Raw genomic sequence first — 26,362 nt, forward strand, 5'->3', positions numbered from 1 at the left:
GGTTGGATGCAATCTATAGGTGAAAATACAACAGATCATTTAGACGTGCTGATAATAGGAGCGGGCATATCGGGTTTAGGCATGTGCTATACGCTCAAAAATCAGCGCCCTAAAGATAGTTTTGCCGTGATCGAAAGTAGGGATAACTTTGGTGGAACATGGGACTTTTTTAAATACCCGGGACTTCGCTCTGATTCTGACATGTACACCTTTGCGTATTCGTTTAAACCATGGACAGAGCGAGAATATATAGGCTCTGCTGAGCGTATAAATAATTACCTTCGTGAGCTAGTCGAAGATGAGAAACTTCTAGACTACATAAGGTTTCGTCAACGAGTCGTAAAAGTAAGTTGGAGTTCAAAAGCCAATCGTTGGACGTGCACGGTTAGAAAGTCTGACGGCGTTGAGTACAGCATCTCGTGTAAGTTCTTGGTGTCTTGTACTGGCTATTACAACTACGAGAATGGGTATTTACCAAAGTTTGAGGGGGCTGAGGAATTTCAAGGGGATATCATTCACCCTCAAAAATGGCCAGAAAACTATAACTATAAAAATAAACGCATTGTGGTTATTGGCTCAGGGGCAACTGCGGTCACGCTTGTGCCGAAACTGGCGCTAGAGGCTGACCATGTTGTCATGCTGCAACGTTCTCCCACGTATATCTACAATCGACCCGCGTCAGACGGACTGTATCGCTTTCTATCCTCATTCATGCCTGCAAAACTGACTAATAAAATCATGCGGGTTAAGTACGTGCTAATGCAGCAAATTACTTACTTTTTGTCTAAGCAATTCCCGCAATTTATGGCAAAGGTCATTCGAAAAGAGACAGCAAAAGCGTTAAATGATGAAATTGATGTGAATACGCATTTTAAGCCTAGCTATAAGCCTTGGGACCAAAGAGTTTGCATGGTCCCTGACGGTGACTTATTTGACAGCTTAAACAACGGTAGCGCCTCAATTGTGACGTCACAAATCGCGAAGTTTACTGAAAACGGTATCCGGTTAAAAAATGGCGAACACATTGACGCCGATGTCATTGTTACAGCAACAGGCCTAGAAATTCAGCTGTGGGGTGGCATGGCGATAGAGGTTGATGGGCAAAGTGTCATTCCTAATAGTTTGACGAACTACAAAGGAATGATGTTTAGCAATATACCCAACCTTTTGATGATTTTTGGTTACACCAATTCCTCTTGGACGTTAAAAGCAGAACTTACTTATCAATACATTTGTCGCTTGCTTAACCTTCTCGAAGAGAAACAGTACAGCAGTGTTTATCCCTACCTTGAAGACGAACAGGAATCTGAAGGAATTGTTGATCTAAACTCTGGCTATATTTTGCGCGCAGCCCCTTTTTTACCGAAGCAAGGTTTGCATTTTCCGTGGCGAAATAAAGACTTCTACCTCAAAGACCTAATGGCAATCAAATACACCGATATCGAAGACGGTGTTCTGCGCTTTGATGATACGGAACACCTTGAAAAATTTCACAAAAAAGCCGCTTCAAAGCGTCAAAAGATAAAACAAAGCGGCGAAAAAACATGAGCCAAAAGATAGTATTGCTTCACGGTATGTGGAGTACATCGGAAACATTGTACCCCCTAAATGAAGTCTTAACGGCAGAGGGTTTCGATGTTCATGCTGTTGATTTACCTGGGCACTTGCCTAAAGGTGAGATGGACGCTGCCGCCCAAAACAGACTCTCAAAGATGGGCGTAAACGACTATGTGAACGCAGTCTGTGATTACATTAATAATTTACAGGGTAAACCAATAGTAATAGGACATTCGATGGGAGGGCTAATTGCTCAACTTGTGGTGGGTAAGGTCGAATGCAAAGCGCTTATTACGATATCGTCTGCGGCGCCTGCCGGAATCAATGGGTGGTGTTGGTCAGCAATTAGAACATTAGGGCGAAATTTGTTTAGATTTCCTTTGTGGCGACATCTCACCGCTTTGAGTTTGAACAGTGTTCGCTACGGTATCGCCAATACGCAATCAAGCCGATGTTCAAGAATCAATTTACCAAAACGCGACTTACGAGTCTGGTTTGGCTTCATGGGAAATAGGGATGTGGTTTCTCTACCGCAGCCCTCCCACAGCGGTAGACTATCAAGCTAGTCATTGCCCAGTGCTTGTGATTGGAGGGCTAGATGACAAGGTAACGCCTATTTCAGTTCAACGGAATATCGCCAAGCGCTTTGGGCGAAGAGCAACGCTTGTGGAGTTGCCTGGTGTATGCCATTGGACGGTAGCCAATTTGCACCTGCCAGCTGTGAGCAAAACCGTTATTGAATGGATTAAAGACTATGAGTGAGTGGAAAGATAAAGTAATTGTCATTACAGGTGCTGGTTCTGGCATAGGCAAAGCGTTAGCTGAACATTTCGCTGTCAATCAGGCAAAGCTGGTACTAACCGATATTAACAATGAAAACTTGCAGGTGGTGTGTGGTCAACTCAACCATTGCGTGCTGTGCTCGCACGCGCTAGATGTGACTAGTACAGAAGGCTGGGAAGCGCTTAAAGCAATGCTAGTCGAGCAAGTGGGTTATGTTGATATCGTGATTAATAATGCGGGTATGTCAAATTTTGACTACTTTACTGAGACACCACCAGAACAGTTTGATCGCGTTCTGGATGTTAATTTAAATGGTGTTGTCTATGGTTGTCGCTATATGTTGCCTTTGCTGCTAAATGCCAAGTCAGGACTCATCGTTAACGTATCATCTATTTTTGGCGCTATTACAGTGCCTGCGATGACCGCTTATCACACGTCAAAATTTGCCGTAAGAGGCTTCAGTTCAGCCCTGCAGCAAGATATGAAATATCAAGGTTTTCCTATTAAGGTAGTGTGTGTCATGCCTGGTGGAATTAAAACGAATATTGCGCGAAATAGCCTCTCGGAGAATCGCGATTTCGATAAATATGTGCGTCACTTCGACAGTGTTGCTTACACCACGCCAAAGCGTGCTGCACAAATAATTGCAAAGGGAATGAGAAAACGAAAACCTCAGGTCTTAGTTGGGCCTGACGCTAAATTTGCCAATTTTTTGCAATGGTTACTTGGCGATGCATATCACAGAGTCACCAACGCATTATTGGGCGTAAATAACATTTTGAAATAAAGAGTATCGTTAAAACGTTTCCGTTTTTAAATATGTCAATCTACTTAATAGTATTATAAAACAGTCCTCTCATCCGGGGATTTCTGTAAGCCGTTGCACTTCATTAATTAATTTTTACAGCCAAATTTTTCCTAACAGAGTGCTTTATCGGCTTCAAGAAGAATTCTCTCAAAACTATCCTAAGAAGCAGCTTTAAAGTAAAAAAAGAGCAGTAGAGTAAGTCCTAGGCGCTTGGGCGAAGGAGCAGTATCAATGCGTCTGACTTAGAATTAATGACGTAAAACAAACTATCAAGGAATAGAAAATGAAAGAGTTAGATATTAAAGAGCTAGACCGTGTGTGTGGTGGAGTAGACGATAACTTGTCCGTCGCAGGACTGACCATTACGGGAATAAGGGCCGGATTGACATTTGGTGCAGCAACAGCAGCAATTGGAGCTGCTGGTTCAGTTGGTTGGGGAGTCGGGAGATGGCTTGCTGAACATACTGGCATTGACGAATGGTTGGCCGATAAAGCGTAGGAAATTTTGAACTAACATAACTTTAACTTTGTGGCGCATGCCATGCGCCACTTTTACTTTAGGAGAAATTCCATGGTGCATAATCAAAAAAAAGCATTTATTACCATGTTCATCATGTTTGTTTGCTTTATAGCGTTTATCGGCAATGTCTCTGGCGTTTTTCAACAAATAGATAAAAATGGATTAATGCTGATTGGACTATTCGTTTCCTTTTGTGCCTTCCCGTTTTATTTGTTTGTAAAAACCAACAAAGATTACATTGACCGCTTGTATAAAGATTAAGACGTAATTTGTGCAGAGTGTAACTAAACCGTAAAGCGGGCTATGAAGCCGTGTTTATGGTTGGCGATTTGGCCAAGTCATTATACACCGCTATGCAATTTCTACCGCTAGATTTTGCCTTATAAAGCGCTTCATCGGCTTCTGTGAATAAGCTTTCAAAGCTATCAGGTTCAAGTCTGCTGCTTATTCCAATAGATGCCGTTACACTTATAGCGTTGCCGTCAACAACTGTGACGCTTTGAGCCAGTGTTTCGCGTATACGCTCGGCAACGTCTAGCGCAATGTTGAAGCAAGCTTCAGACATAAATACAGCAAATTCCTCGCCCCCCAATCTGCCGACAATGTCATATTGGCGAGTAGATTTTCGCAACACTGCAGCAGTGTCTGTTAGCACGCGATCGCCTGCCAAATGCCCGTATGTATCATTAATACGTTTGAAATGATCTAAGTCGATTACCAGCATGGTTGCTGACATGTGATTTCGCTGAACACGAGAAAGTTCTGTTTCAACGGCATCAACAAAAGAGCGTCGGTTAGCGAGCTGAGTGAGTTCATCGGTGAGAGCCAATTTCTTGATCTGAATAAGAGACCGCTGCAGCGTGCTTTCGGTCACTTTCTGCTTAGAAATGTCCTTGGCTTGAACCAGCATTTCGCCTGACTCAAGCAATTGCTCTGAGAATAACATCCAACGACCATTGACCAAGTCGACTTCAAACATACGGTGAGCCCGTTTTCTTCTTACCGTTCTCACATAGTCAAGCCAGCTTTCTATGTGGTCAGTTTCAATGTTGATACCTCGTTTTTGTTTATACGCATGCCTAACAAGTTGTTCAAAGCTCCAGTATTCAACGCTATCGTTTGTTGCACAAAAAATGTCAAGAAACACATAATTTCCATAGAGAAGCTTGTCGTCTGGGCAGAATATGGCGTAGCCGTCTTTGCTCGTTTCAATGAACGACTGAATTAAATGGTTAAAATTACACGCCGACGATATCACTACACGCTTTCCTACTTTTAATAGCTCTATATAAACGTAGTTTAATTCTTCAAAAATTGCCCTTGATGGTGAAAGTTTTTAATGGAGGAATAAATGAATCTACAAAGGAACGGACATTAGGGAGAGCGATTCTTTACAGCGTTTTCCTTGGTCTCTGTTTTAGAAAGGATTTATTTGCGCAGTATCGAACTTTTGTATCTATACTTTGAATACGTCTTTTGACCAGAATCGCTTACATTAGGCTCTGTAAGCGCAAGGGAGTGGTATGAACGTAGAGAAAGGAAACCGCCATCATGTTGGTTCGCAATATGATGGTGGTGAAAAACGATTTTTAGAGCTTATCAGTGCGCTCTCAAAGGTTTCTGTCCAAGGCTATGACAGAAATCGTAACGTTATTTACTGGAACAAATCGAGCGAAGATATTTACGGTTTCTCTGCCCAAGAAGCGCTTGGAGCTAAACTTGAAGACCTTATCATCCCCAGCGAGATGAAAGACACGGTTATTGCTCTTCATCAGCAGTGGCTCAAGCAAGGTATTCCCATTCCATCTGAACAACTTCCTCTAAAACGAAAAGACGGCTCAACCGTGCACGTTTTCTCTTCTCACGTCATGCTGAAAGAAGACACCGACTTTCCAGAAATGTTTTGTATTGATGTCGACTTATCAAAAGAAGTAAGTGCGCTAAAAGAGTTAGATCGAATGGCATCGACTGACTTGCTAACAGGACTACCCAACCGACGTTTCTTATATAGCCAGCTTGATAGCATGTTAGAAAATGCCGCGCTTAATGACGAGCCTTTCGCCATATTGTTTATCGATTTAGACATGTTTAAAGAAGTAAACGATACGTTAGGCCACACATGGGGTGATAAGCTTCTTCGCGCTGCGGCAGTTCGACTGACCGCAAGTCTTTCAGATGACGAAGTATTGGTACGGTTTGGTGGGGATGAATTCGTTGTATTATTGAAAGCAGCCCACAGTGAGGAACAGGCGGCTATTATTGCGAAGCGACTTGTAAGTTGTTTTGAAACTGGCTTCGATTTAGACGGCGAGAGCGTGCGTGTAACGATGAGTGCGGGTATCAGTCGATACCCCAAAGATGGGCGAAAACCCGATGACTTGCTTAAAAATGCCGACGTGGCAATGTATCAAGCTAAAGCGGAGGGGCGTAATCAATACCAATTTTTCAATGTTGCGCTATCAGAGCGTGTTGCTTTGCAGCGTACTATTGCGTCACGGCTTCACGAGTCGCTTGAAAAAGGGGAGTTTGAACTGGTTTATCAGCCGCAGTTTGATTTAAAAGACCAGAGCATTGCCGCATGTGAAGCCTTACTTCGATGGTGCCCTAGCGACACAAGTAAGAGTGTGCCCCCCAACGTGTTTATACCAATTGCTGAGCGAACGGACTTAATCATCAAGATTGGACAGTGGGTGTTGAAGCAAGCTTGCAGTCAAATACAACGGTGGAAATCACTTGGCATAAACATGCGCGTAGATATCAATATTTCTGGCAAAGAGCTCGTCCAACCCAATTTTTTTAGCCATCTTGAATCAGTCAAAAAATATTATGGTCTTGCGCCTCAAGACTTAGGCATTGAACTCACTGAAAACTTGTTGATTGATTCCAGTGGCGACGTATTAAGCGGCTTGCGCGGGCTTAGAGACAGCGGTGTAGAAATCTCAATTGATGATTTTGGGGTAGGGTATTCCTCTTTAAGTTACCTTAGACAGTTCCCAATAAGCCATCTTAAGATAGATCGCTCCTTTTTGAAGCATGCGCCAGAGGATGCTTATGACGGTGCGTTGCTTGAGGCCATAATTAATGTTGGGCATAAGCTTGACCTAAACATTGTTGCAGAAGGTATTGAAACGATAGAACAAGCTGAGTACTGCAAGAAACTCAAGGTTGAATATGCTCAAGGCTACTTGTTTTCTAAGCCAATACCAGCTCGTGATATTGAAACGTTATTTGAAAACAATAGCTAAAGGCTAGGCTACAGCTAAAAAACGGTCACTGAACAATAATTATGCTTTTTGATTATCTTTTCGGAACTTGTTGCGTTAGTGTACAGTCTACAAGAAAGGGTATTTAGCATCTAATCGATATAAGAGAAATTATGTCTACCACAAGAATCTACTCAGGGAATAAACTCATTGCGGTCATAGGTTTAGGTACAGCGTTACTTGCGATTAACGGTTGTGCAAATGCTGATAGACTTGCATATACAGGTGCGCTAGACCGACAAACCTGTAATCGTTTGTTAGCACACGGGATAGATTGCAAGAATGATCATTTTCTAGTGAGTGACGCGCGAGCGCATGTGGAGTATTTTCAACAGGCACTTCCTATTCACGAACGTTGGGACGTCGTGAATGGAGAAATTGAAGTGTGGGAAAGAGAAAAATAACCAGCTTAGTACACCATCCACAATGTCGGTTTTGCAAAATAATAACCTTGTTGAAAAGTAACGTTTAGATTTTCTAAAGCGATTGACTCTGCTTCGTTTTCTACCATTTCTGCAATAACCTCAATGTGCAGGTTACGTGCAATACTCAATAGGCTACTGATAAAAAGTTGATTATCTTTTTGTAAGTGGATGCTTTGTGTTAAACGTCCCGATAGTTTGACGAATTGAGGTGATATTGCTCTTAAGCCTGCAAGAGATGAAAAATTGTCACCAAAGTGTTCTACAGTGACTTGCGCACCACACTGCATAATCTGTTTGCACAGAGCTATTGCATCGCCACTGTGATGGATAAGAGCCGAGTCCTCTATTTCAAAAACGAGCCTGCGGCACACTTCTTCTCGTTGTCGCAACTGACCTAAAAGCCATTCCCTAAACGACGCATTAGAAATGGACATGTTGCTTAAATTGATCCCAACCTGATGAGACGTGGCCGACAGTTTCTTAAATACCATGCTAACGACGAGTTTGTCTAATTGAGGTATTAACTCTAGCCTTTCAGAGGCCGGAATGAGTTGTGACATTGGAATAACCGTATTGGTCTCGCTATCTTTAAATCGGGCGAAAATTTCGTGATAAGCGGGAGCATTTTGCTCAATATTCACAATGGGTTGTATGAGAATGTCGGCATATTGTTGTTCAACAATATAGGTCAACCTTTCTCTCCATTTCGCGCTGCTATGAACGTGCTGGATGTCCGAGGCAAACTGCCAGCCTTGCTCTAACTTGGTTGCAGCAATTAGCGCATTGTCTGCCTTCTCTATGATATGTGGCAGTATTTCATTAGGGCTAAACCTTGCTACACCGATGCTTACCGCTTTCTTTTCATCTTGAAGAGGATATACGTTGGTGATGAGCCGCACCAGAGAGCGTAGGGTGTTTTCATGTTCGTCGCGGGGAAGGGGATTTGAAACGATTGCAAAGTCTCCACCAGAAAAGCGAAATACAAACGCATTTTTGTATGTGTCTTGCGCATTTAACTGAAGTATATTGGCCACACCCACTACATAGCTGTCTCCTGCAAGCGAGCCAAGCTGTGCATTTACACGCCCCAGTTGCGCTAGCCTTACAAGCGTTAGGTCCATCTCTTTTGTGCTGCTTGTCGAGAGCAGCGCTTTCATATGTCGCTCAAATGCACTTCTGTTGGCTAAACCAGTAAGCGCATCTTTGCTAGCGACTTGCTTAAATTGCTCTGACTGTTTTGAAAGTTGGGTAAAACGCCTCTCAAGTGATATCGCGAGGCTGTTCACTGCATTTGTCAAATAACGGTATTCTTTAGTGAATGATGAAAGGTTTGGCAGTGAATAGTTATGATTCTCAAGGGCTGTTAACTGCTTTGTAGAGCGTTTTATTGGGCGTATCGACAGCGCACTAATACCGCTTACTATCACCATGCTCAGAATTAACAATATAGAGGAAATTAAGGTTTGTTTTACCAATACAGTCCAAAACAAAGCGTACGCGTAAGCTGAGTTCGACGATAAGGTAACGACATCACCTTCTTGGTTTACCACTACTCTTTTATTGATTTTTTCAATAGGTATAACAGAGGTAAGCCAAGCAGGATATTCGAACGCGCCTATATTTTTTGAACTGATATCGTCACTGTTTTTGCTGCTTTCAAATCGAGCTTGCGTAATATAAGGCGTAGCTGCAACCGTTTCAAGAAGACTTCGGATGGTTAGGCTTTTGTCTTGCTCTGACGTAGTTTTATTTGCCAGAGTATCGTTGATTGTTGAAGCCACCTGAGCAGCATGGTCGTCTATAACTCGGACTTGGTTTTGACGTAACGAGCTGAACTCATAGAAAGTCGCGACAAAAAACACTGCGACAATTAGGCAAGTTAGGCCTGTAATGAACTGACTAGATAACTTCATGTTTAGCAGTTAACTCCTTCACCGCTTTACAACCATGTCGACTAGATAGTCGATTTCCCTGTTTATGGCGAAAATATTATATATTTGCCATTAGCGCGATAAATGTACAGCAAAACATGAAGTTATGCTAGAGCATGTTTATCTTTGAAAAACGATGCACCGAAAACGACAACGCACTTTAGTGGGTTCTTACTGTCTGAGATTATTTGTTAAGTATGTTTGATTATTCCAGCCACCATGTTTTGTTAGGCGCTTCTGCTGCATTTGCGATTGGAATAATCTCGCCAAAAATTGGGGTACTCATTGGCACTCGTTGTTTTTCAGCAAGGGCGGTTATTTTAACCAGAGGTTCATTCCAATTATGCAAAGCCAAGTCAAACGTACTGTTATGTACTGGCATCATTACGCTAGCTTGCACATCGATATGGGCTTTAAGACATTGATGCGGAAGCATGTGAATGTCTGACCACAGTTCGTTGTATGCTCCGGTTTCAATAAGTGACAAGTCAAATGGTCCATATTTTTCACCAATGTCTTTGAAACCATCAAAATAGCCAGAATCTCCGCTGTAAAACACGTTTGTGGTGGTACTACGGATTACCCAACTAGCCCAAAGTGTTTCATCTCTATCAAACAGTCCGCGTCCAGAGAAGTGCTGAGACGGCGTTGCAACTATCTCGATACCACTCAATATTGTTTTTTGCCACCAGTCCAACTCGGTTATTTTGCTATTCTCCACGCCCCAATCGCGCAAGTGATTTCCAACCTTAAGCGGCATGACAAACTGCTTTGTTTTATGTTTAAGGATTTCTATGCTGCCCTTATCTAAATGGTCGTAGTGATCATGACTAATGATAACCGCCGCCAACTCGGGAAGTGCCTCTACATTAATAGGGGACGCATGAAAGCGTTTTGGTCCCATCCACTGCACGGGAGAGGCACGTTCACTGAAAACAGGGTCTATAAGAATGTACTCGCCCTTTACCTTAATCAGCGTAGTTGAGTGTCCAAGTTTCACAATGCTGTCTTCCTCGACCGCATCAAGCTTGTCGATATCAAGCGGAACAACCGGAATTTCAAATGTGGGTGTTGCTGCCTTTCTGTTGTCGCGCCAATAGGCTTTCAGCACCTTCCACATGTCACCTAATGATGTTTGGTATGTAATGTGTGTATTGCTGAATTTTTCAGGCAGTGGGGCATTCTCAGCAATGGCGTTTGAGCAACCACAAAACGACGTCATAAATAAAACTCCAATAAAAAAGCTGGTGCGACGATAAGCAAGCATGATCTCACCTTAATAAAGGTAAACTGCTTAGTGTAATTTTGGGTGTCCTTGAATCGGCATAGCCATTTACCAGCGCTTTCAACGCTTCCGTGGAGATAAGTTAATCGCAGTTAGGAATAAGGGTGATGTATGCGTTACTACGCTCGTTGGTTACGTATTTGCCTGTCAACACATAGCCGATGGTGTTGAACTTATTATCGAGTAACCTTGCACTAACGCCGTCACTACCTTGTGCTTCGAATACCCATCTTTTGTGGCCAGCTGGCGTATGAATGGGAAGTACCATGTTGATAGGGTGGGAGCTGGTTTTCACAACGATTGGCATTATTGGGTAAGACAAATGCACGGTTTTTTCCCCATGCATTTTCTTATTAGCCAAGTTTAAGGCTAGTAACTTAACTTGGTTTAACAGTGGCGCGACATAGGGCAGAACTACACCAATCTGTTCGGCATTCTCTTTGTTGGGGCTTGTATCATCACCAGCAGCAACGCGTTGCGTTGAAACTTGGGCACAGTCTCCTATGGCAAACACATCTTGAACCGATGTTGCTAGCTGACTGTTAGTTAAAATACCACGCTGGCACGGAATATCAGAACGCAGTGCTAACTCGATGTTGGGTTTTACGCCAATTGCCGATAGTACAAGATCGCTATTAAAGCGCCGTCCGTTGGCAAGTATCACCTCTGTGCCCAGTTCGCGATTATCCACACGCGACACCGTCGTATCAAAATGAAAATCAGCGCCTGCTTCTGCTAGAGCCTGAGTGAGTGAAATCGACGCTTCACTGGGCAGAAGAGAATAGAGCGCACTTGGGTTGGGGTCAACAATGCTAACGCCGAGTCCTGCGCGAAGCAGGTTATCTGCAAACTCACAGCCAATTAGGCCTGCACCCATAATAGTAACGTGGCGCGCATGTGCGGCTTCAGTGACAAACTGCCCGTAATCACTTAGGTTATTTACAGCGCGAATTTTGTGGTTTGCGTTACCTTCAATAGAGGGGTTGATTGCCGATGAACCTGTGGCTAGAACTAACTTATCGTAAGGTTGTTCACCACCTCCTTGAAGTAAGACACATTTTGTTTGTGTATCTATACGTTCTGCCAACGTATGAGTAAAAAACCTAACGTGATATTGGCGCGAGAACTCCATGGCTGAACTTTGGGTAAGTGCGTCAACACTTTTTTGCTGCGCATAGGCATTAGACAGCATAGGCTTGCTGTAAATCGCGCCATCATCTTTACAAATTACAACAATAGGCGTGTGTTTATCGTGTTCACGAAACGATTTTATAAAGTTAACGCCCGCCATGCCCGAACCAATAATCACGATGGGAGCATCGCTTGCGTCGCTTTGCTGAGTTCCTTTGCTGGCTAACGGCTTTATGCCTGCAAGACTATCGCTGTGAAAGAGGGGCGCGATGCGTTTTGGGTGTTCATATGTTCAACTTCGCTCGTGTCAGCCACCTGTTTCATTTGAAAATCACGTTTATTAATGCCACATTCTGGGCAGCACCAATCGTCAGGAATGTCTTCCCATTTAGTTCCTGGGCGCAAACCTTCTTCTGGGCAGCCTTTTTCTTCATCATAAAGCCAACCACATGCCTGACATTCCCAAATTCTATACTGCGACATAAACTCTACCTCGTCGAACTAATTAGTTTTTAAGCACCCAAACCCGATTTTTTACACGGAAAGAGTCACTACACAGCAAGAAGGGCATTAAGCTCTTCATTAAAGTCGTGTAAAGCCCATTCATTTTTGCCATATTGGATGTAGGGCAGTGCACCGCTTTCTAATGATGATTGAATAGACTCTCCCAATGCCCAGTCTTCGTTAAGCGTTGTGTTCGTGATATCGTGATTTTTTTGCCAGTGGCGAAGCTGACTAACATCGTTAAGGTCAGTGCTATTGGGGATTAACGTCGTGACAGTTATTTCGGTTTCACCTGCACTTAGCGGACGAAAACTTATAAATTCCACATGCTCTTTTTGTATAAGCAGCGCTGTATTCGGAAGCAGCATAAATAGTGTATGGCTATAGTCGTGCAGCGATAAATTATCTGTTGCTTGTGCCGCTTTAGACGACAGGTTTTTTGTGGGCATGACTACCCTGTAGTGCATATCAACCTTGTCTATTACTGCCACATTGTTGTAGAAAAATGGCGCTATGGTGTCTTTGTGTGCAAATGCAAAGTGATAGGTCTCTAGTCCGCCCTCAGAAAATAGTTTCCAATTACCTTTCCATACCTTGGTAAAGCGTTTGAAGTGCGTCAACTTATCTGCTTTTAGCCAATCAAGGTGGGCGTTCATTCCTGCTAGGTGCTCGGTTAAATGAGCTTTAATATCTTCATTTTCAGCAACGCTTGGGCATATCCAAATAAAACCATACATTTCAATACTTGGGAGTGCTAATAAGCCATTGTCCGACTTATTGGTGTTAGGAAAGCAGTGCTGGTGGCCAGGAATGTTATTAAGTGCGCCATCTGTAGTATACGACCATGCGTGATAGGGGCACACAAACTGCTTGGTGCACCCTGAACCTTCTACCAATTTCGCTCCTCGATGCTTGCAAGCGTTTCTAAATACATGCACGTGATTGTTGGAGTCTCGGCTAACAATTAAGGAGCCCATGGTTGTCTTAACTTCTTTATAGCTATCAAGCTCTCTCACTTCAGAGGCGTGAGCCACAATGGTAGGTAGGGTATTGAACACCTTTCTTACTTCATCGTTAAATCGAGATGGACTGGTATATCTGTTGGTATCGGAGCGCACCTCAATATCACCTAGTGAGGTAGTTTTATTCGCTACATTTTGTTTTGCGCTCTTTATCAACAACTTTTCGATATCGGTATTCATGATGTCACTCCTAAAACGGGAAGCGTACGTTTTGGTTATTCAAACGCTTTATACATTTCTTAAGGTAACTTACCACTTGGTAGGTTTTTTACAAAATACCTACCAAGTGGTAAGCTGTCAACATTGTATTAACACTTTTGGCGTTGGAACGACGAAGTGAAGTTAAAAACGAAAGACAAGTTATTGAATACCGCCACTATTCTTTTTTCGAAAAATGGTTTCTATGGCACGAGTATTAACGACATTGCCGCGGAGGTGAGTGTAAGTAAGCAGGGTTTGCTTCATCATTTTCCATCAAAAGAAAAGCTTTACGCTGCTGTGTTAGCACAGGCGGCTAATCATCTTGTCGACCTGATAACGGAAATCAAAACTGAATCTGACGATTCGCAAACACAGCTATTTGCACTATTTGAAAAGATGATAAGCGCTGATGAAGAACGACTAAGGGTGATCATTTTGCTCATGCGAGAGTTACTCGATAATCGCGAACGCGCTGAACAAGCAAATAAGTGGTTTTTGCGCCCTTTTCTTGATGAGATTGTTGCCATTGTAGATAGCGGGCAGCAAAAGGGGGATTTTGTAGGGCACTCACCGCTTGCTTTTGTGTACCACTTGTTGGGCGCAACGCAATACTACGTCGTTTCCCGCCCTACGCTCGATAAGCTTTATACGCGCGAAGAACGGAAGCTACACGAACAGCAACACATGTCGATGTTAAGAGAGATCATCTTTGATACATAGCCATTCAGCATTAGGCGTTGATTATTAACTATTGGCTGCATCGCGAATGATACCGCGTATCCACTGAGTTAAGGGGTCGCTGGACAAGCGCTGGTGCCAGATACTAATTACATCAAATTGAGGAGGGAGGGGAGCGATCTCTATCATTTGAAGGCGAGAGTCGGGAAGCAGGGCGCTTGGAATAAATCCGCACAGGTCTGTACTGTGGATAGCTGCTATTGCCGCAGAAAAAGTAGGAAAGGTCATCATAACATTGCGAGGGTGGCCTTGTGATTCAAACCAGTGCTGTATTGCCCCACTAAAATCACCTCTTGAGGGAGACACAACCACCTGTGGAATGTTGGCAATACTTTCAATGCTCATTGACGATGAAACCTGATCATTTTTTGATGAAGCTACACAGGTATACTGTTCATTATAAAGTGTTTCGCATGGATAGTGGCTCGGCGCAAATGCGGGGTTGGTGAGAGCAACATCTACATCACCATTTTTCAAATCAGCAGCTAGCGTGTCTAGCTCTAGTTTTTTCACTGCAATCTTTAAAAAGGGCGCTTCTTTTCTAATAACACTAAGTACTTTGGGAAGCAGCGAAACTTGCTCAAAGTCGGTACAGCTTATTGTAAATGTAGCTTTTGTCGATGCAGGCAAAAACGTGTCGGGTTTAAGCAGGCCATCTACCGCTTCAATGGCCGCAATTAATTTTGGCTGAAGCGCAACAGTAAACGCAGTGGGCTCTACACCACTGCCACTTCTAATAAATAACCTATCGTTGAATGCTGAACGCAATTTTTTTAAGTGTTCACTCACTGCTTGCTGAGACATGCCTAATTGCTCGGCCACTTTCGATAAATTCTTTTCCTTAATTAGGGCAAGTAATATCTTCAGTTGTTTGATTTCTAAAGGTTTGCTTGGTTTCACTTGTATCAGTTACATAGGTTACTTGATTTTATTGTATCACCTCGGGCTTTATCATTCACTCATCAAAGCGATATTGAGGAATGAATCATGTTTTCTGTAAATTATGTATTACCCCAAGGTACATTGGAATACGACCAAACCTATCAAGGGCCTGGCGCTTCGGAATTGACCACATCAATTGATAAGCGAAATATCGATATCACTGATATGCGTGAAAGCAAGCGCGAGTTTTCAATTGATACAAACGGTTTTGAAGTCGTGAGATTTGCACCTATTTTCAATCACTTTGAGAATGACGAAGCAGTGATAGCGCAGCTATACCCTTCTGTAATTACATTTTTGCAGCGCAAGTTTGATACCAAACATGTTCAAATTTTCGATCATACTTACCGCTCTACCACGCGCACTGAGAAAACCACCCATAACAGAGCCCCAGTAAAAACGGTACACAACGACTATACAAATACGTCAGCTGAGCATCGTATGCTTGCAGAAACAAAAGACAAGCCACAGCTTCGAACACGCAACTATAAGCTGGTCAATTTGTGGTTACCTGTACACAGCGTGGTTAAATCATCGCCTCTTGCAATAGTTGATTTAGCAACAGTGCAGCAAAGTGATTTTCACCGTTTAAAACTTATTTACCCCGACAGAGTTGGTGAATTAGCGGCGATTAGTTACAGCCCAAAACACCGCTGGTATTACCAATCTGATATGGCTCCTGGTGAAGGCTTGTTATTTAAGGTGTTCGACTCGACGCTTCCAGAAGGCATGTTTGGTGTTCCTCATTCTGCCGTCGAAGTTATAAACAATCAGCAAGGAGAGTTATTACCACCGCGCACAAGCATAGAGATTAGAGCAATTGTATTTTCAGGAGATAAGAATGAGTAATCCACTGGTATCGACTAATCCGCTTGATGGTAAGGAAATTGGGCGCGTAGAAATTGCGAGTAGAAGTGCGGTCGAGGACACGGTAGGCAAAGCGCGCATAGCACAACAGGCTTGGCGTAAGTACACCGCTCAGCAAAGGGCAAGCATAGTCAAAGAAGCCTTCAGCGCCCTTGAAAGTGTAGCTGAAAAGCTAATCTTTTTGATTTCACAGGAAATGGGAAAAGATAAACGCAGAGCAACTTATGAAGTAATGGGGGTAACGCAAAGCGCAGCTTACTTTAGCCAAGAAGTGGTTCAAGCGGTAAGCCCGATTAGAAAGCCAAGTGGAACACAAATCTATTATCGTCCGCTTGGCGTTGTTGGCATTATTTCGCCGTGGAACTATCCCTTAGCCATGGCGAATAACTTGCTTGTACCAGCATTGGTTGCGGGTAACACGGTAGTGCTGAAACCCTCTGAAAATACGCCTTTGGTTGCAGATCTGTTTGTGAGCACGCTGAATCGCGTTTTACCTGAAGGGGTACTGAATATTGTTCATGGTGACGGTGAAGTCGGAAAGGCTTTGGTGCAAAGCAACATAAATATGGTCGCTTTTACAGGCTCCGTTGAAGCGGGAAAACACATCATGCAAACAGCCGCACCCAAACTTCATCGCTTGGTTATGGAGTTAGGAGGTAATGACGCCATGATTGTGCTTAACGATGCTGACATCAATGCCGCGGCGCGTTTCGCCGTAGCCAGCTCGTTTGAAAACTCCGGGCAAATGTGTACGTCTACCGAGCGTATCTACGTTGACGAAGCTATTTATGATGAATTCTGTGAGCGGGTGGTCAACATTGCCGCTCAGTACTCAGTCGGACCTTGGGACCTAGCGGGTGTCAATATTGGGCCCTTGGTTAATGAAAAACAGCATCAACACGTGATAAGACACCTGATTGATGCTAAGCAACAGGGCGCTAAGTTTTTGTTGGGAAGTGATGATTATCATCCACCGTTCATTCAGCCAACCGTTGTTGCTGGGTTAACACAAAGCATGTTGATGTCAAACGAAGAAACCTTTGGCCCTGTGATCGCCATGGCCTCATTTAAGGACGTTGATGAGGCAATTGCACGTGCTAACAATTCTAGTCTAGGTTTAGGCGCGGTTGTATTTGGTCGTCAAAACGCCAGTTATGTGGCTGAAAAGATGGAAGCCGGTATGGTGGGTATTAACGCTGGTGTAGGAGCGGGAGATGCACCCTGGGTAGGAGCGAAAGAAAGTGGCTATGGGTATCACGGCTCTCTAGATGGGCATAGACAGTTTACCCAAGTGCAAGTAATAAGCGCATAGGAGACTAGAGATGAAAGAGAACTTTTTCGTTATTGCACGTGAGCCCGGAGCTCAAAACCCTGCTATTCCTACATGGGCGGCGAAACGCGACAACGCCTTTTTACTTGATTCAGTAGACGCTGGAAAAAGCGTAAATTTTGACGCGGATTTAAGCGAGGCTAATGCAAAAGCAGACCAAGCCCTCTTGGCAACACGCAATGATATCGCTGAAGTGCCAGGTGCATACCAATTGCTCAATGTTTTCAGTGAGGCCGAGTGCAGCCGCTTTATCGAAACATCTGAAGCGTTGGGCTATCTGAAAGATGCCGCTGTCTCGCTTCCTCGCGAGATTCGTCATAACGACAATGTAACTATTGTGGTTGACGATGCGACAGAACGTCGTATATGGCAACGCGTATCTGCGCTGGCAGAGCAACACTTGTCGATATTTGATGGTAAAAAGCCGCTAGGTATTAATACTCGGTTTCGTTTTTATCGCTATCAAGAAGGTGATTATTTTAAATTTCATATTGATGGAGATTGGCCAGGATCAAAAGTTATTGGCAATAATTTGGTCACCAATGCTTACTCAGACAGATACAGCAAAATGACATTTCTTATTTTACTCAACGATGATTTCGAGGGAGGTGAAACACAATTTCTTGTTAATGCAGATAAGCCGGGTGAGCCTGCTCGACGCGGCGACAAGCAAGCTCATGTAAATGTTAGAACACCTACTGGGGGAGTACTTTTATTTCCTCACGGGCGACATCCTTTACACTGTTTACACAGCTCAACGCCAATAACCAAAGGCGTAAAATACATTATACGTACCGATATGCTATTTGAACTTTAAGGGAGGCTCAGGGTAGTTACAAAAATGCTACTCATTGTATTAGTGCTAAGACTCCCTAATATCATACACAGGCGCTATGTTTGGCAACATCAGCCATAAAATGCCTCAGCTATTAATCGATTTGGAGAAAACAAATGTCAGTTAAATTAAATGCAGGTGATGCATTTCCGTCTATTGAAGTAACAGACAGCGAAGGTAATCAAGTTACCTTAGGTCAACCACGTGATGGCTTTACGTGGCAAGCGGTTTTTGTATACCGCGGTCGTCACTGCCCGTTGTGTACACGTTATCTAAATCAGCTTGCAGAATACAAAGAGCAGTTTGCCCAAGCTGGCGTTGACATTATTGCCGTGTCGGCTGATTCTGAAGCGCAAATGCGTCAGCAGTTAACCCAAGTATCGGTAAATTTCCCTGTCGCCTACGGTTTAACAGAAGCGCAAATGAAGGCGCTTGGTGTCTACATCTCAATACCGCGTTCTGAGCAAGAAACCGATCATAATTTTGCCGAGCCAGGCCTGTTTGTAGTGAATGAGCAAGGCAACCTGCATGTTGTCGATATTTCTAATAACCCATTTGTCAGACCCGAACTTGGCGCCTTGGCAAATGGTTTAAATTGGATACGCGATCCAAACAATAACTACCCAATTAGAGGTACATTTGCTTATTAAAAGGTGTGCTGTAAACGTCAACGTTTAGAACGTATAGTCGGCGTAGTGCCAAAGCGAGCGATAGGCATAGCCTGAAGTTCGCTTTGGTCTGCTATTTATTGCAGTGACGATAATACATCTTTTATCTCTACACGCACTTCGTCAATGGCTGCGACGACGGTTGTCGCTGACGATTCTGTAGTTGGAAGCAATTCCCAGTTTTGTCCCCATTGGGTTTTCAATGCATTTGCTTTGCTCTCAACCTTGGGGGCGATAAGAACGCTCAGGTCGGAAATTAACCCCACTTGTACCCAGCCCTCTCTAGGGTTTCCTTTTATAGAGTCTTGGTCGTAGTGTGCGGCAAATACATTGCGTTCTAGTTCCGCTAGCGCTTTAAGTACTTCAAATGACGCAGTACGCACATTGTTATTACTCTCAGACACTTCCATGCGCCATGCGTTGTACGAAAAGCCAATAACAGCAAACAATAGGCTAACGACCGCTGTAAAATAATAGCCTTTTAGTTTGGCGAGTTCTCTCATAACTTTTTCCGTTACCACTGTGTAGTTATCCAACAAAATCAAATAGTAAAAAGCCAGCTTACGCTGGCTTTATTGGCTTATAGTATGGCACTTTGCTTTTCGAGGCTAGTGCTCCTTCTTGCACACATTTACTTGAAATCGGCGTCTATTGGTCTGCCTTAATACCGTGGAAGGTACAGTGCAACACAGGCAAAATAAGCAGTGTGAGCACCGTTGCAACCGTTAAGCCAAATACTATTACCACCGCCATAGATGCAAAGAAGGCATCGGAAAACAGCGGGATCATCCCCAAAATGGTGGTAATTGCTGCCATAGACACCGGTCGTACACGTGATACTGAAGCGTTGATAACAGCAGTAAATGCATCATCATCACCTCTCGATTGCACGTTTATTTCTTCCATCAGTACGATGCCATTTTTAAGTACCATGCCAATAAGGCTTAAACTGCCTAACAGAGCCATGAAGGTAAACGGCGCACCAACAAGCACTAAGCCGCCAATAATACCGATGGTGGTAAGAGGGATAACCCCCCAAATGGCCAACGCTTGTCGCAACTTACCAAACAGTAATACGGTAATGATAAACATACCGATAATGCCAATTGGCATACTAGCGAAAAGCGCTTTTTGTGCATCGCGAGACGTTTCATATTCGCCGCCCCATTCAATGCTATAACCGTCTGGTAGCGTTAGTTCATCTACCAATGGGCGTACTTTGGCTTGCACGCTGGCGGCCGTTTCACCGGATAAAGGCAAAGGTTCGGCATAGACCGCTAACATCCTTACTCTATTTCGGCGTTTGATAATGGGGTTATCCAGGCTAACGTCAACATTACTGATTACATCGGCCATGCTAATGTATTTACCTTGCTCTTGGCTCCACACATTAAGCGACGCAAGGTTGTCTATGTCGTAGCGCTGGTTAGGGTCGTTACGCATGACAATGGGTATTAAGTCGCTTCCTTCGCGATATAGGCCAACGCTTTGCCCCTCGTTGTTAAGTAAGAATGCCGTGTGTACCGCATCTCTGGTAACGCCAATTCGGCGAGCTTGCTCCTCAAGAAAAACAGGCTCCACAAAAGGCACCTTGTTGCTCCAAGATAGCCTTACGCTGTCCATAGTTTGCTCAGCGTTAAAAATGGCTTCGATATCGCTGCTTATCTCTCGTAGCACTTCTGGCTCTGGGCCATAAATACGCGCTTCTATTGCCGCTTTGGCAGAGGGGCCAACTTGTAATGCTTTTACTTTGTATTGCACGTTAGGGAAATCTTTTCTAACGAGCTCAATAATTTCGCGCATGCGCGCGTCTCGTGATTCAACCGTATTGGTTTCAACAATTAGCTGGCCGTAACTGGCGTATCTGTCTTCCGGGGCATAGGTAAGGGTTAGTCGCTGTGCTCCACCTCCAATTACGCTGGTAACATTAGCAATGTCTTCCATCTGCATAACGCGGTTTTCTAAACGGCGTATAGACTGCTCAGTGGTAAGCACATCGCTACCCTCAGGTAGCCACAAATCAACAAAGAAAAGCGGGGTTGACGAGTCGGGGAAGAAGGCATTTTTAACGAATTTGCTAGAGGCAACACCTCCCACCAATGCAAGAAGTACAATGACAATAGTGACGTACCTAAAATTAATTGCCGCCGTCAAAAAGCGCTTGTAAACGGTAAATATAATCCCCTTGTAAGGATCGTCATCTTCACTGCTTCCTTGTTCTTTCTCAGTTTTGAATAGCAAATCGAAAAAGAAAGGCGTAATAGTGAGTGCTGTTATCCAGCTTAAAAATAGTGAGAAGCAAAGCACCCAGAATAGCGATCCGACAAATTCACCAGTGGCATCAGGTGAAAGCCCTATAGGTGCAAAAGCGGTAATAGCTATAACGGTTGCACCTAAAAGCGGTAGCCCGTTTTGCGATACAACATCTTTCGCTGCTTGTAGCTTGGTTTGCCCCTTGCGAACGCCAATAAGCATGCCTTCTGTAACCACAATTGCGTTATCAACTAGCATGCCCAACGCAATAATAAGGGCGCCAAGGGAGATTTTTTGAAGCTCGATGCCTTTTATGGACATCAGAATAAAGGTACCAAGAATGGTGAGCACCAAAATGAGCCCCATCAATACGCCGCTTCGCCAGCCCATAAACAAGAGCAATACGAAGATAACAATGGCGACAGCTTCTACTAGGTTGATGAGAAACCCTGTGACAGAGTCATCGACTACAGTGGGTTGGTTGTAAACCGTCGTTAATTCCATGCCAAGAGGCATGCGCGCTTCTAGTTCTGCAATTTTTGCCTCAAGGCGTTTACCTACATCTACAACATTGACCGCTGAAGCAAAAGATACACCAATGGAAAGGGCTGGTGCGCCGCTGCTGTGATACAAAATAGACGGGGTATCATTCAGCGTGCGCTCAATGGTGGCAATATCAGTGAGCCTAATTAATCCGCTTGCGGGCGAGCCAATAACCACTTGGCCAAGGGCGTCTAAATTGTCGAACTCGCCGGTAGGCTGAATAGAAAGTCGTTTGCCCTGAACTTTAATAGAGCCCGCATTTCCCACGATATTTTGTGCTGTCAAAAGCCCTGCGATAGCTTCCGTTGATACATTTAAGGCTTTCATCTTGTCGTGGTCTAGTGAAACAATAATTTGCTCGTTAACCGTGCTTGCAATAGAAATCTTTTTCACCCCTTTTACAAGCTGAATTTCTCGCTGCATTAAATCAGCAAAGTCTTCCATTTGCTTCTGCGTATAGTCTTCACTTCTAAGGGTCATCAACAGGCCAAATACATCGCCAAAATCATCGTTTACGATAGATGTGCTGGTGCCTGGGGGGAGGGATGCCTGGGCATCACCTATTTTTCGTCGAAGATTATCCCAATATTGTTCTAGATCTTTTTCTTGAACACTGCTCTTAAGCTCAACGGTTATTTGAGACGAGCCAACCATGTTGACCGAGCTTACGCGCTTAACATTGGGTATGCGCTGAATGGCCTTCTCTAATTGAAGGGTAACTTCTTCTTCAACTTGCTCAGGAGTTGCCCCTGGGTATTGCGTAATAACCAGCGCGTTTCTAATGGTGAATTCAGGAAACTCTAGCTGCCCCAACCCAAGGAAAGTGACAATGCCACCCAGTCCTAGGATGATAGCCACCATCCAGCTAATAACTTTTTGGCGAAAGAAATACTCGACCATGGCTACAGGCCTCCTTCTTTCGTCCACTCCGTAACTTGCTGTCCGTCTTTTACAAGATGGGCACCTGCTGCGACAATTCTGTCATCATCGTTTAACGGACCTTCTACTAATAAGCCGTTAGAGATACCTCGCGTGATCATGACTTCAACTGGCTCCACAGTGCCTTTTTGGCTATTATCACCCTCTGGTTTGAAGCGCCATACAATGGCTTTATCAGGCTCAGCATTGTCTGTGACCACTGCGCCAAAAGGCACTAACCACAATTTCGCGTCTGACTCGATGAGCTTTGACATATCAAGCAGTACGGTGGCACTCATTCCCGCCAGAACATTGATATCATCTGGTTCTGGTAGCGTAAGGGTAACTTCATAGCTCAGTTCGCCTTGGCGAGTGGTACTTTCATGATCTTTGTACATTGCGCCATAACGCTTCTCTGGCATACCAGAGAAGGTCACCCAGGCAATTTCAGAGCTACGGTTTGCTTTTGCTCTTGAGCGGTCAATCATACGCATTTTTTGTTCAGGTAGTTGAAATGTCACGTCAATTGCCCCTGGCATATGAAGTTCAGCAATAGTTTGCTGCGGCACAACCACTTGGTAGTTTTCAACGGGAACAGATGCAATAAGACCTGCGAACGGAGCTCGAAGTTCGGTATAACTGAGCTGATCTTCCGCGTTGGTTAGACTGGCTTTAGCGGATAAAAAATTCGCTTTTGCTTCATCGAAGGTAGAACGACTTACTGCGCCTTTTTCCACCGATGCTTCCATGCGTTTAAACATGGCAGATGTCACATCAAATTGAGACTGTGCATTTGCAAGCTGTGCTTTTGCATCGCGGTCGTCTAAGCGCGCAATAAGTTGATTTTCGGTGACTTCTTCACCGGCTTTGACCAGCAGTTCTTGCAGTTTTCCGCCAACTCGAAAAGATAAGTTTGAGTATTCTGCCGCTTCAACCTGACCGGGAAACTTTGCAATAGTTTCATCTGAATGCTGCACCTTGTATAACGTAACTGGTGTTGAAGATACGGCCTTAGGTGGAGCAGGCGCATCTTCACAAGCACTCAAGCCGCAAAGAGCAACGATGGCGAGACCTATGGATGTTACGGTATTTGGGAAACTACCCTTAAAAAGCGGCATGATAACTCTCCGTATTGGTGATGTGTGTAATTGCTGCAAAGCAACACGCAAAAGCATAATGTAATTACAGTTATAGCCCTTAGCGGTGGTTTCGATCAGCTTTTTATATGCAAACTTCAAAATATGTGCGTAATCTTATTTATCGTCTGACATTTCGTCGTGCTCAAGTTTTTCAGCGTAGCCCTTCGGCGGTGGTGTCCAGCCCCGCATTTTTGAGTGTTTGTCATGCAAATCTGCTTTCAATGCACTTTCAATTAACGACTCGAGTTCAATAAACAGTTTAAGGTAGTTATTGTCAACGCGTTCACCGCTGGCATCGTCAATCCACGCGTGATAAAGCACATCGTTTTGCTGGTCTTCAATATTCTTATACGCCATTTTTTGGCGTTCAACATGAAAGGGATGAATATTCAGTGAACGCAGTGCTTCTGCACCCATTTCCAGTGCGGAATGATATGTTTCTGACACAACATAATCGGCACCCAGCTGGCGCAGTCGGTATCCGTGACCACGGTCGAACGCGCGAGCAAGTACCTTAACATTGGGGTAGGCATGCTTAGCGTACTTTACCATTTCAGCTGCCGTGTCCTTATCATCGATGGCGATAACCAATAAAGAGGCGTCATGAGCACCTGCTGTGTGCAAAATATCCGGCTTAGATGCATCACCAAAATAGGCTTTTGTACCCACACGCCTAATCAAATCAATCTGTTCTGAGCGAATATCAAGGACCACGGTTTTTACATCATTGGCCACCAGTAAACGGTTAATAATTTGACCAAAACGCCCTATACCGGCAATAACAACCGAGCCTTGTTCTTCTATGGTGTCTTGCTGACGTTCTGTTTTACTGCCTTTATAGCGAGGCATAATGGCCTTGTCGAACAAGATGAAAAGCCCAGGGGTCAAGAACATAGAAATGGCGACAACCAAAGACAGAACAGAAATAATATCACTGGGTAGTACATAGTTTTGCGATGCAAAACTCAATAATACAAAGCCAAATTCCCCCGCCTGAGCCAAGCTAAGCGTAAATAGCCATTTATTGCTATCGCGTAACTTAAATACGACGGCAATCACATATAGCACTATGGCTTTTACCAGCATTACCGCAAGAGTAAGGCCAGCTATCAATGCTGCATTGTCCGACAGAACCCCAAAATTAATGCCTGCACCGACTGTGATAAAAAACAGCCCAAGCAGCAGACCTTTGAAAGGCTCAATATTTGCCTCCAACTCGTGCCTAAACTCGCTATTGGCAAGCACAACGCCCGCTAAGAACGCGCCTAGGGCAGGAGAGAGGCCTACTAAACCCATCAGAGCGGCAATACCGATAATCAGCATCAGTGCCGTCGCCGTGAAAATTTCACGTAAATTTGATGAAGCGACAAATTTGAATAAGGGGCGGCTTAGGTAGTGACCGCCTACGGTGACAAAGGCGACAGAGCCAATGATGACTAAGCCGTAGCCCCACGGCGGAAGCCCCTCAACTAGGCTCAAGCTATCGTGGCTTTCGCCACTTGCTCCGTGCTCTGCTGCACTGGATGCCAGCTCAGGAATAGCCAGTAGCGGGATTAACGCTAACATAGGGATAACGGCGATATCTTGAAACAAGAGTACCGAAAACGCGCTTTTGCCTCCCTCTGTTTGCTGTAACCCTTTTTCTTGAAAGGTTTGCAGTACAATAGCGGTAGATGATAGAGCAAAAATGAGCCCTATTGTCAGAGATATCCCAAAGGGCTGACCCAGTGCAATTGCGGCGACGGTTATCAGCGCTGTAGTCAGTCCAAGCTGTAACCCACCTAGGCCTAGAAGCTTTGACTTCATGGCCCACAAAGAGCGGGGTTCAAGTTCTAATCCGACCAAAAATAGCATCATCACCACACCAAATTCGGCGAAGTGTTGAATGGTTGTAGTTTCGTCACCCACAAGTCCGAATACAGGGCCAATTATTAGACCTGCAATTAAATAGCCTAGAACCGAGCCAAGCCCTAGTCGCTTAGCGATAGGAACGGCAATAACAGCAGCCACGAGATATATAAATGCATAAAGAAAATAGCCTGTCATCTTACTCTCCTGACTGCGTGCACAAATCGGCTAGGTTTTCGATGTTCATTGCTTTTTCCATATTCAGTTCGCCTTTGACGAGTTTATTGAGCAATGTCGTCCATTTTCGACGGTGATCGCTAATACGATGTTCTTCCTGCGCGGTGCGAGAGCCAAATAATGCAAAAGGCGCAAGGTAAGTCATATGGGTAATACTTGCCATTTGTTCAAGCGGTTGGAGAAGTTGACGGATAGTGAAATGATTGAAGCCGTCAGTTTGATACGCTTCTTCTTTGCCGCCAGCGCTTATGGCACATAAAAACTGTTTACCCTTGAGTGCCGTACCTTCGTGACCATAGGCAAAGCCATATTCAAGCACGAGATCTTGCCATTCTTTTAAAATTGACGGTGTTGAGTACCAATATAGTGGATACAGAAAAATAACGATGTCGTGATCGACAAGCCGCTGTTGTTCGCGTTCTATATCAATATTGAAATCGGGATATTCGGCATATAAGTCTACCGCGGTGACATGCTTGTTAGCTTGTGCATCTGAAAAAAGTGGAACGTTAACTTCAGAGCGTGTCTGCGCAGGGTGAGCAAAAAGCACTAAAACCTTTTTACTATTCTTATTTTCATCAATGTCGCTATTTTTATCGCTATTCATACACGTT

25 protein-coding genes are annotated in these 26,362 nt (G+C 44.1%); 13 read left to right on the top strand and 12 right to left on the bottom strand.

From position 1 onward, the window contains the following. Positions 1-6 precede the first annotated feature (6 nt). The 6 genes from V6N89_RS08265 (at position 7) to V6N89_RS08290 (ending at position 3,929) form a co-directional block, all read left to right on the top strand. Positions 7-1,548 (top strand): flavin-containing monooxygenase, encoded by a 1,542-nt coding sequence (locus tag V6N89_RS08265; protein WP_338517136.1) that lies wholly within the window; start codon positions 7-9, stop codon positions 1,546-1,548. Further along, positions 1,545-2,123 (top strand): alpha/beta hydrolase, encoded by a 579-nt coding sequence (locus tag V6N89_RS08270; RefSeq protein ID WP_346993636.1) that lies wholly within the window; start codon positions 1,545-1,547, stop codon positions 2,121-2,123. The genes V6N89_RS08265 and V6N89_RS08270 overlap by 4 nt, the downstream gene beginning before the upstream one ends. Beyond that, on the top strand, positions 2,074-2,319 hold the full coding sequence (locus tag V6N89_RS08275) for an alpha/beta hydrolase (protein ID WP_346993637.1): 246 nt from the start codon (positions 2,074-2,076) through the stop codon (positions 2,317-2,319). The genes V6N89_RS08270 and V6N89_RS08275 overlap by 50 nt, the downstream gene beginning before the upstream one ends. Beyond that, complete coding sequence (locus V6N89_RS08280; RefSeq protein WP_338517139.1) at positions 2,312-3,127, top strand: SDR family NAD(P)-dependent oxidoreductase; 816 nt, start codon at positions 2,312-2,314, stop codon at positions 3,125-3,127. Before V6N89_RS08275 ends, V6N89_RS08280 begins: the two co-directional genes overlap by 8 nt. 304 nt (positions 3,128-3,431) lie before the next feature. Continuing rightward, positions 3,432-3,647, top strand: a complete 216-nt coding sequence (locus tag V6N89_RS08285; protein WP_338517141.1) for a hypothetical protein — start codon at positions 3,432-3,434, stop codon at positions 3,645-3,647. A gap of 72 nt (positions 3,648-3,719) precedes the next feature. After that, positions 3,720-3,929, top strand: coding sequence for a hypothetical protein (locus V6N89_RS08290; RefSeq protein WP_338517143.1), 210 nt, complete (start codon positions 3,720-3,722; stop codon positions 3,927-3,929). Between the two features lie 40 nt (positions 3,930-3,969). On the opposite strand, the gene V6N89_RS08295 is transcribed toward V6N89_RS08290, so the two are convergent. After that, positions 3,970-4,926, bottom strand: coding sequence for a GGDEF domain-containing protein (locus V6N89_RS08295; RefSeq protein WP_338517144.1), 957 nt, complete (start codon positions 4,924-4,926; stop codon positions 3,970-3,972). A gap of 265 nt (positions 4,927-5,191) precedes the next feature. On the opposite strand from V6N89_RS08295, the gene V6N89_RS08300 reads away from it, so the two are divergent. After that, positions 5,192-6,913, top strand: a complete 1,722-nt coding sequence (locus V6N89_RS08300; RefSeq protein ID WP_338517145.1) for a sensor domain-containing protein — start codon at positions 5,192-5,194, stop codon at positions 6,911-6,913. 131 nt (positions 6,914-7,044) lie between these two features. Continuing rightward, positions 7,045-7,335: a hypothetical protein gene (locus V6N89_RS08305; protein WP_338517146.1), complete on the top strand. Its 291-nt coding sequence runs from the start codon at positions 7,045-7,047 to the stop codon at positions 7,333-7,335. A 5-nt stretch (positions 7,336-7,340) separates the two neighbouring features. On the opposite strand, the gene V6N89_RS08310 is transcribed toward V6N89_RS08305, so the two are convergent. The 5 genes from V6N89_RS08310 to V6N89_RS08330 form a co-directional block, all read right to left on the bottom strand. Beyond that, positions 7,341-9,269 (bottom strand): EAL domain-containing protein, encoded by a 1,929-nt coding sequence (locus V6N89_RS08310; protein ID WP_346993638.1) that lies wholly within the window; start codon positions 9,267-9,269, stop codon positions 7,341-7,343. A 223-nt stretch (positions 9,270-9,492) separates the two neighbouring features. Beyond that, complete coding sequence (locus V6N89_RS08315; RefSeq protein WP_338517149.1) at positions 9,493-10,554, bottom strand: MBL fold metallo-hydrolase; 1,062 nt, start codon at positions 10,552-10,554, stop codon at positions 9,493-9,495. A 100-nt stretch (positions 10,555-10,654) separates the two neighbouring features. Then, complete coding sequence (locus tag V6N89_RS08320) at positions 10,655-11,881, bottom strand: NAD(P)/FAD-dependent oxidoreductase (protein ID WP_338517150.1); 1,227 nt, start codon at positions 11,879-11,881, stop codon at positions 10,655-10,657. Positions 11,882-11,934: 53 nt separating this feature from the next. Further along, the gene (locus V6N89_RS08325; protein ID WP_431189774.1) at positions 11,935-12,186 is read right to left on the bottom strand and encodes a rubredoxin; all 252 of its coding nucleotides are present in this window, start codon (positions 12,184-12,186) and stop codon (positions 11,935-11,937) included. 68 nt (positions 12,187-12,254) lie between these two features. Next, on the bottom strand, positions 12,255-13,409 hold the full coding sequence (locus V6N89_RS08330) for an aromatic ring-hydroxylating oxygenase subunit alpha (protein WP_346993639.1): 1,155 nt from the start codon (positions 13,407-13,409) through the stop codon (positions 12,255-12,257). Between the two features lie 156 nt (positions 13,410-13,565). On the opposite strand from V6N89_RS08330, the gene V6N89_RS08335 reads away from it, so the two are divergent. Further along, the gene (locus V6N89_RS08335) at positions 13,566-14,150 is read left to right on the top strand and encodes a TetR/AcrR family transcriptional regulator (protein WP_338517154.1); all 585 of its coding nucleotides are present in this window, start codon (positions 13,566-13,568) and stop codon (positions 14,148-14,150) included. A 24-nt stretch (positions 14,151-14,174) separates the two neighbouring features. Here the strand turns inward: V6N89_RS08335 and V6N89_RS08340 are convergent, their stop codons facing one another. Further along, complete coding sequence (locus V6N89_RS08340) at positions 14,175-14,990, bottom strand: LysR family transcriptional regulator (RefSeq protein WP_346993640.1); 816 nt, start codon at positions 14,988-14,990, stop codon at positions 14,175-14,177. 165 nt (positions 14,991-15,155) lie between these two features. On the opposite strand from V6N89_RS08340, the gene V6N89_RS08345 reads away from it, so the two are divergent. The 4 genes from V6N89_RS08345 to V6N89_RS08360 all read left to right on the top strand — a co-directional run bounded on the left by V6N89_RS08345 (position 15,156) and on the right by V6N89_RS08360 (position 18,792). Beyond that, positions 15,156-15,959, top strand: a complete 804-nt coding sequence (locus V6N89_RS08345) for a CmcJ/NvfI family oxidoreductase (RefSeq protein WP_346993641.1) — start codon at positions 15,156-15,158, stop codon at positions 15,957-15,959. Next, positions 15,952-17,289 (top strand): aldehyde dehydrogenase family protein, encoded by a 1,338-nt coding sequence (locus V6N89_RS08350; RefSeq protein ID WP_338517159.1) that lies wholly within the window; start codon positions 15,952-15,954, stop codon positions 17,287-17,289. The genes V6N89_RS08345 and V6N89_RS08350 overlap by 8 nt, the downstream gene beginning before the upstream one ends. Positions 17,290-17,299: 10 nt before the next feature. Beyond that, the gene (locus tag V6N89_RS08355; protein ID WP_338517161.1) at positions 17,300-18,124 is read left to right on the top strand and encodes an oxidoreductase; all 825 of its coding nucleotides are present in this window, start codon (positions 17,300-17,302) and stop codon (positions 18,122-18,124) included. Between the two features lie 134 nt (positions 18,125-18,258). Further along, complete coding sequence (locus tag V6N89_RS08360; RefSeq protein ID WP_338517162.1) at positions 18,259-18,792, top strand: peroxiredoxin family protein; 534 nt, start codon at positions 18,259-18,261, stop codon at positions 18,790-18,792. A 95-nt stretch (positions 18,793-18,887) separates the two neighbouring features. Here V6N89_RS08360 and V6N89_RS08365 read toward each other — a convergent pair whose 3' ends face one another. The 5 genes from V6N89_RS08365 to V6N89_RS08385 all read right to left on the bottom strand — a co-directional run bounded on the left by V6N89_RS08365 (position 18,888) and on the right by V6N89_RS08385 (position 26,355). After that, on the bottom strand, positions 18,888-19,313 hold the full coding sequence (locus tag V6N89_RS08365) for a hypothetical protein (RefSeq protein ID WP_338517163.1): 426 nt from the start codon (positions 19,311-19,313) through the stop codon (positions 18,888-18,890). A gap of 145 nt (positions 19,314-19,458) precedes the next feature. Then, complete coding sequence (locus tag V6N89_RS08370; RefSeq protein ID WP_346993642.1) at positions 19,459-22,506, bottom strand: efflux RND transporter permease subunit; 3,048 nt, start codon at positions 22,504-22,506, stop codon at positions 19,459-19,461. 2 nt (positions 22,507-22,508) lie between these two features. Continuing rightward, a complete protein-coding gene (locus tag V6N89_RS08375; protein WP_346993643.1) occupies positions 22,509-23,642 on the bottom strand; it encodes an efflux RND transporter periplasmic adaptor subunit in 1,134 nt (377 codons plus the stop codon). Positions 23,643-23,777: 135 nt separating this feature from the next. Further along, on the bottom strand, positions 23,778-25,709 hold the full coding sequence (locus V6N89_RS08380; protein ID WP_346993644.1) for a monovalent cation:proton antiporter-2 (CPA2) family protein: 1,932 nt from the start codon (positions 25,707-25,709) through the stop codon (positions 23,778-23,780). A gap of 1 nt (position 25,710) precedes the next feature. Beyond that, on the bottom strand, positions 25,711-26,355 hold the full coding sequence (locus tag V6N89_RS08385; RefSeq protein WP_338517165.1) for an NAD(P)H-dependent oxidoreductase: 645 nt from the start codon (positions 26,353-26,355) through the stop codon (positions 25,711-25,713). Between the last annotated feature and the right edge of the window lie 7 nt (positions 26,356-26,362).

The sequence above is a fragment of the Alteromonas gracilis genome (assembly GCF_036870955.2).
In the GTDB taxonomy this organism is placed as follows: Bacteria; Pseudomonadota; Gammaproteobacteria; order Enterobacterales; family Alteromonadaceae; genus Alteromonas; species Alteromonas gracilis_A.

What these genes read in the sequence shown, in the direction of transcription:
- V6N89_RS08305 (WP_338517146.1), top strand. Translation starts at nt 7,045, where the DNA reads ATGTCTACCACAAGAATCTACTCAGGGAATAAACTCATTGCGGTCATA.
- V6N89_RS08310 (WP_346993638.1), bottom strand. Translation starts at nt 9,269, where the DNA reads ATGAAGTTATCTAGTCAGTTCATTACAGGCCTAACTTGCCTAATTGTC.
- V6N89_RS08385 (WP_338517165.1), bottom strand. Translation starts at nt 26,355, where the DNA reads ATGAATAGCGATAAAAATAGCGACATTGATGAAAATAAGAATAGTAAA.
- V6N89_RS08355 (WP_338517161.1), top strand. Translation starts at nt 17,300, where the DNA reads ATGAAAGAGAACTTTTTCGTTATTGCACGTGAGCCCGGAGCTCAAAAC.
- V6N89_RS08275 (WP_346993637.1), top strand. Translation starts at nt 2,074, where the DNA reads ATGTGGTTTCTCTACCGCAGCCCTCCCACAGCGGTAGACTATCAAGCT.
- V6N89_RS08325 (WP_431189774.1), bottom strand. Translation starts at nt 12,186, where the DNA reads ATGTCGCAGTATAGAATTTGGGAATGTCAGGCATGTGGTTGGCTTTAT.
- V6N89_RS08345 (WP_346993641.1), top strand. Translation starts at nt 15,156, where the DNA reads ATGTTTTCTGTAAATTATGTATTACCCCAAGGTACATTGGAATACGAC.
- V6N89_RS08375 (WP_346993643.1), bottom strand. Translation starts at nt 23,642, where the DNA reads ATGCCGCTTTTTAAGGGTAGTTTCCCAAATACCGTAACATCCATAGGT.
- V6N89_RS08270 (WP_346993636.1), top strand. Translation starts at nt 1,545, where the DNA reads ATGAGCCAAAAGATAGTATTGCTTCACGGTATGTGGAGTACATCGGAA.
- V6N89_RS08360 (WP_338517162.1), top strand. Translation starts at nt 18,259, where the DNA reads ATGTCAGTTAAATTAAATGCAGGTGATGCATTTCCGTCTATTGAAGTA.
- V6N89_RS08290 (WP_338517143.1), top strand. Translation starts at nt 3,720, where the DNA reads ATGGTGCATAATCAAAAAAAAGCATTTATTACCATGTTCATCATGTTT.
- V6N89_RS08380 (WP_346993644.1), bottom strand. Translation starts at nt 25,709, where the DNA reads ATGACAGGCTATTTTCTTTATGCATTTATATATCTCGTGGCTGCTGTT.
- V6N89_RS08315 (WP_338517149.1), bottom strand. Translation starts at nt 10,554, where the DNA reads ATGCTTGCTTATCGTCGCACCAGCTTTTTTATTGGAGTTTTATTTATG.
- V6N89_RS08365 (WP_338517163.1), bottom strand. Translation starts at nt 19,313, where the DNA reads ATGAGAGAACTCGCCAAACTAAAAGGCTATTATTTTACAGCGGTCGTT.
- V6N89_RS08370 (WP_346993642.1), bottom strand. Translation starts at nt 22,506, where the DNA reads ATGGTCGAGTATTTCTTTCGCCAAAAAGTTATTAGCTGGATGGTGGCT.
- V6N89_RS08350 (WP_338517159.1), top strand. Translation starts at nt 15,952, where the DNA reads ATGAGTAATCCACTGGTATCGACTAATCCGCTTGATGGTAAGGAAATT.
- V6N89_RS08265 (WP_338517136.1), top strand. Translation starts at nt 7, where the DNA reads ATGCAATCTATAGGTGAAAATACAACAGATCATTTAGACGTGCTGATA.
- V6N89_RS08300 (WP_338517145.1), top strand. Translation starts at nt 5,192, where the DNA reads ATGAACGTAGAGAAAGGAAACCGCCATCATGTTGGTTCGCAATATGAT.
- V6N89_RS08330 (WP_346993639.1), bottom strand. Translation starts at nt 13,409, where the DNA reads ATGAATACCGATATCGAAAAGTTGTTGATAAAGAGCGCAAAACAAAAT.
- V6N89_RS08280 (WP_338517139.1), top strand. Translation starts at nt 2,312, where the DNA reads ATGAGTGAGTGGAAAGATAAAGTAATTGTCATTACAGGTGCTGGTTCT.
- V6N89_RS08285 (WP_338517141.1), top strand. Translation starts at nt 3,432, where the DNA reads ATGAAAGAGTTAGATATTAAAGAGCTAGACCGTGTGTGTGGTGGAGTA.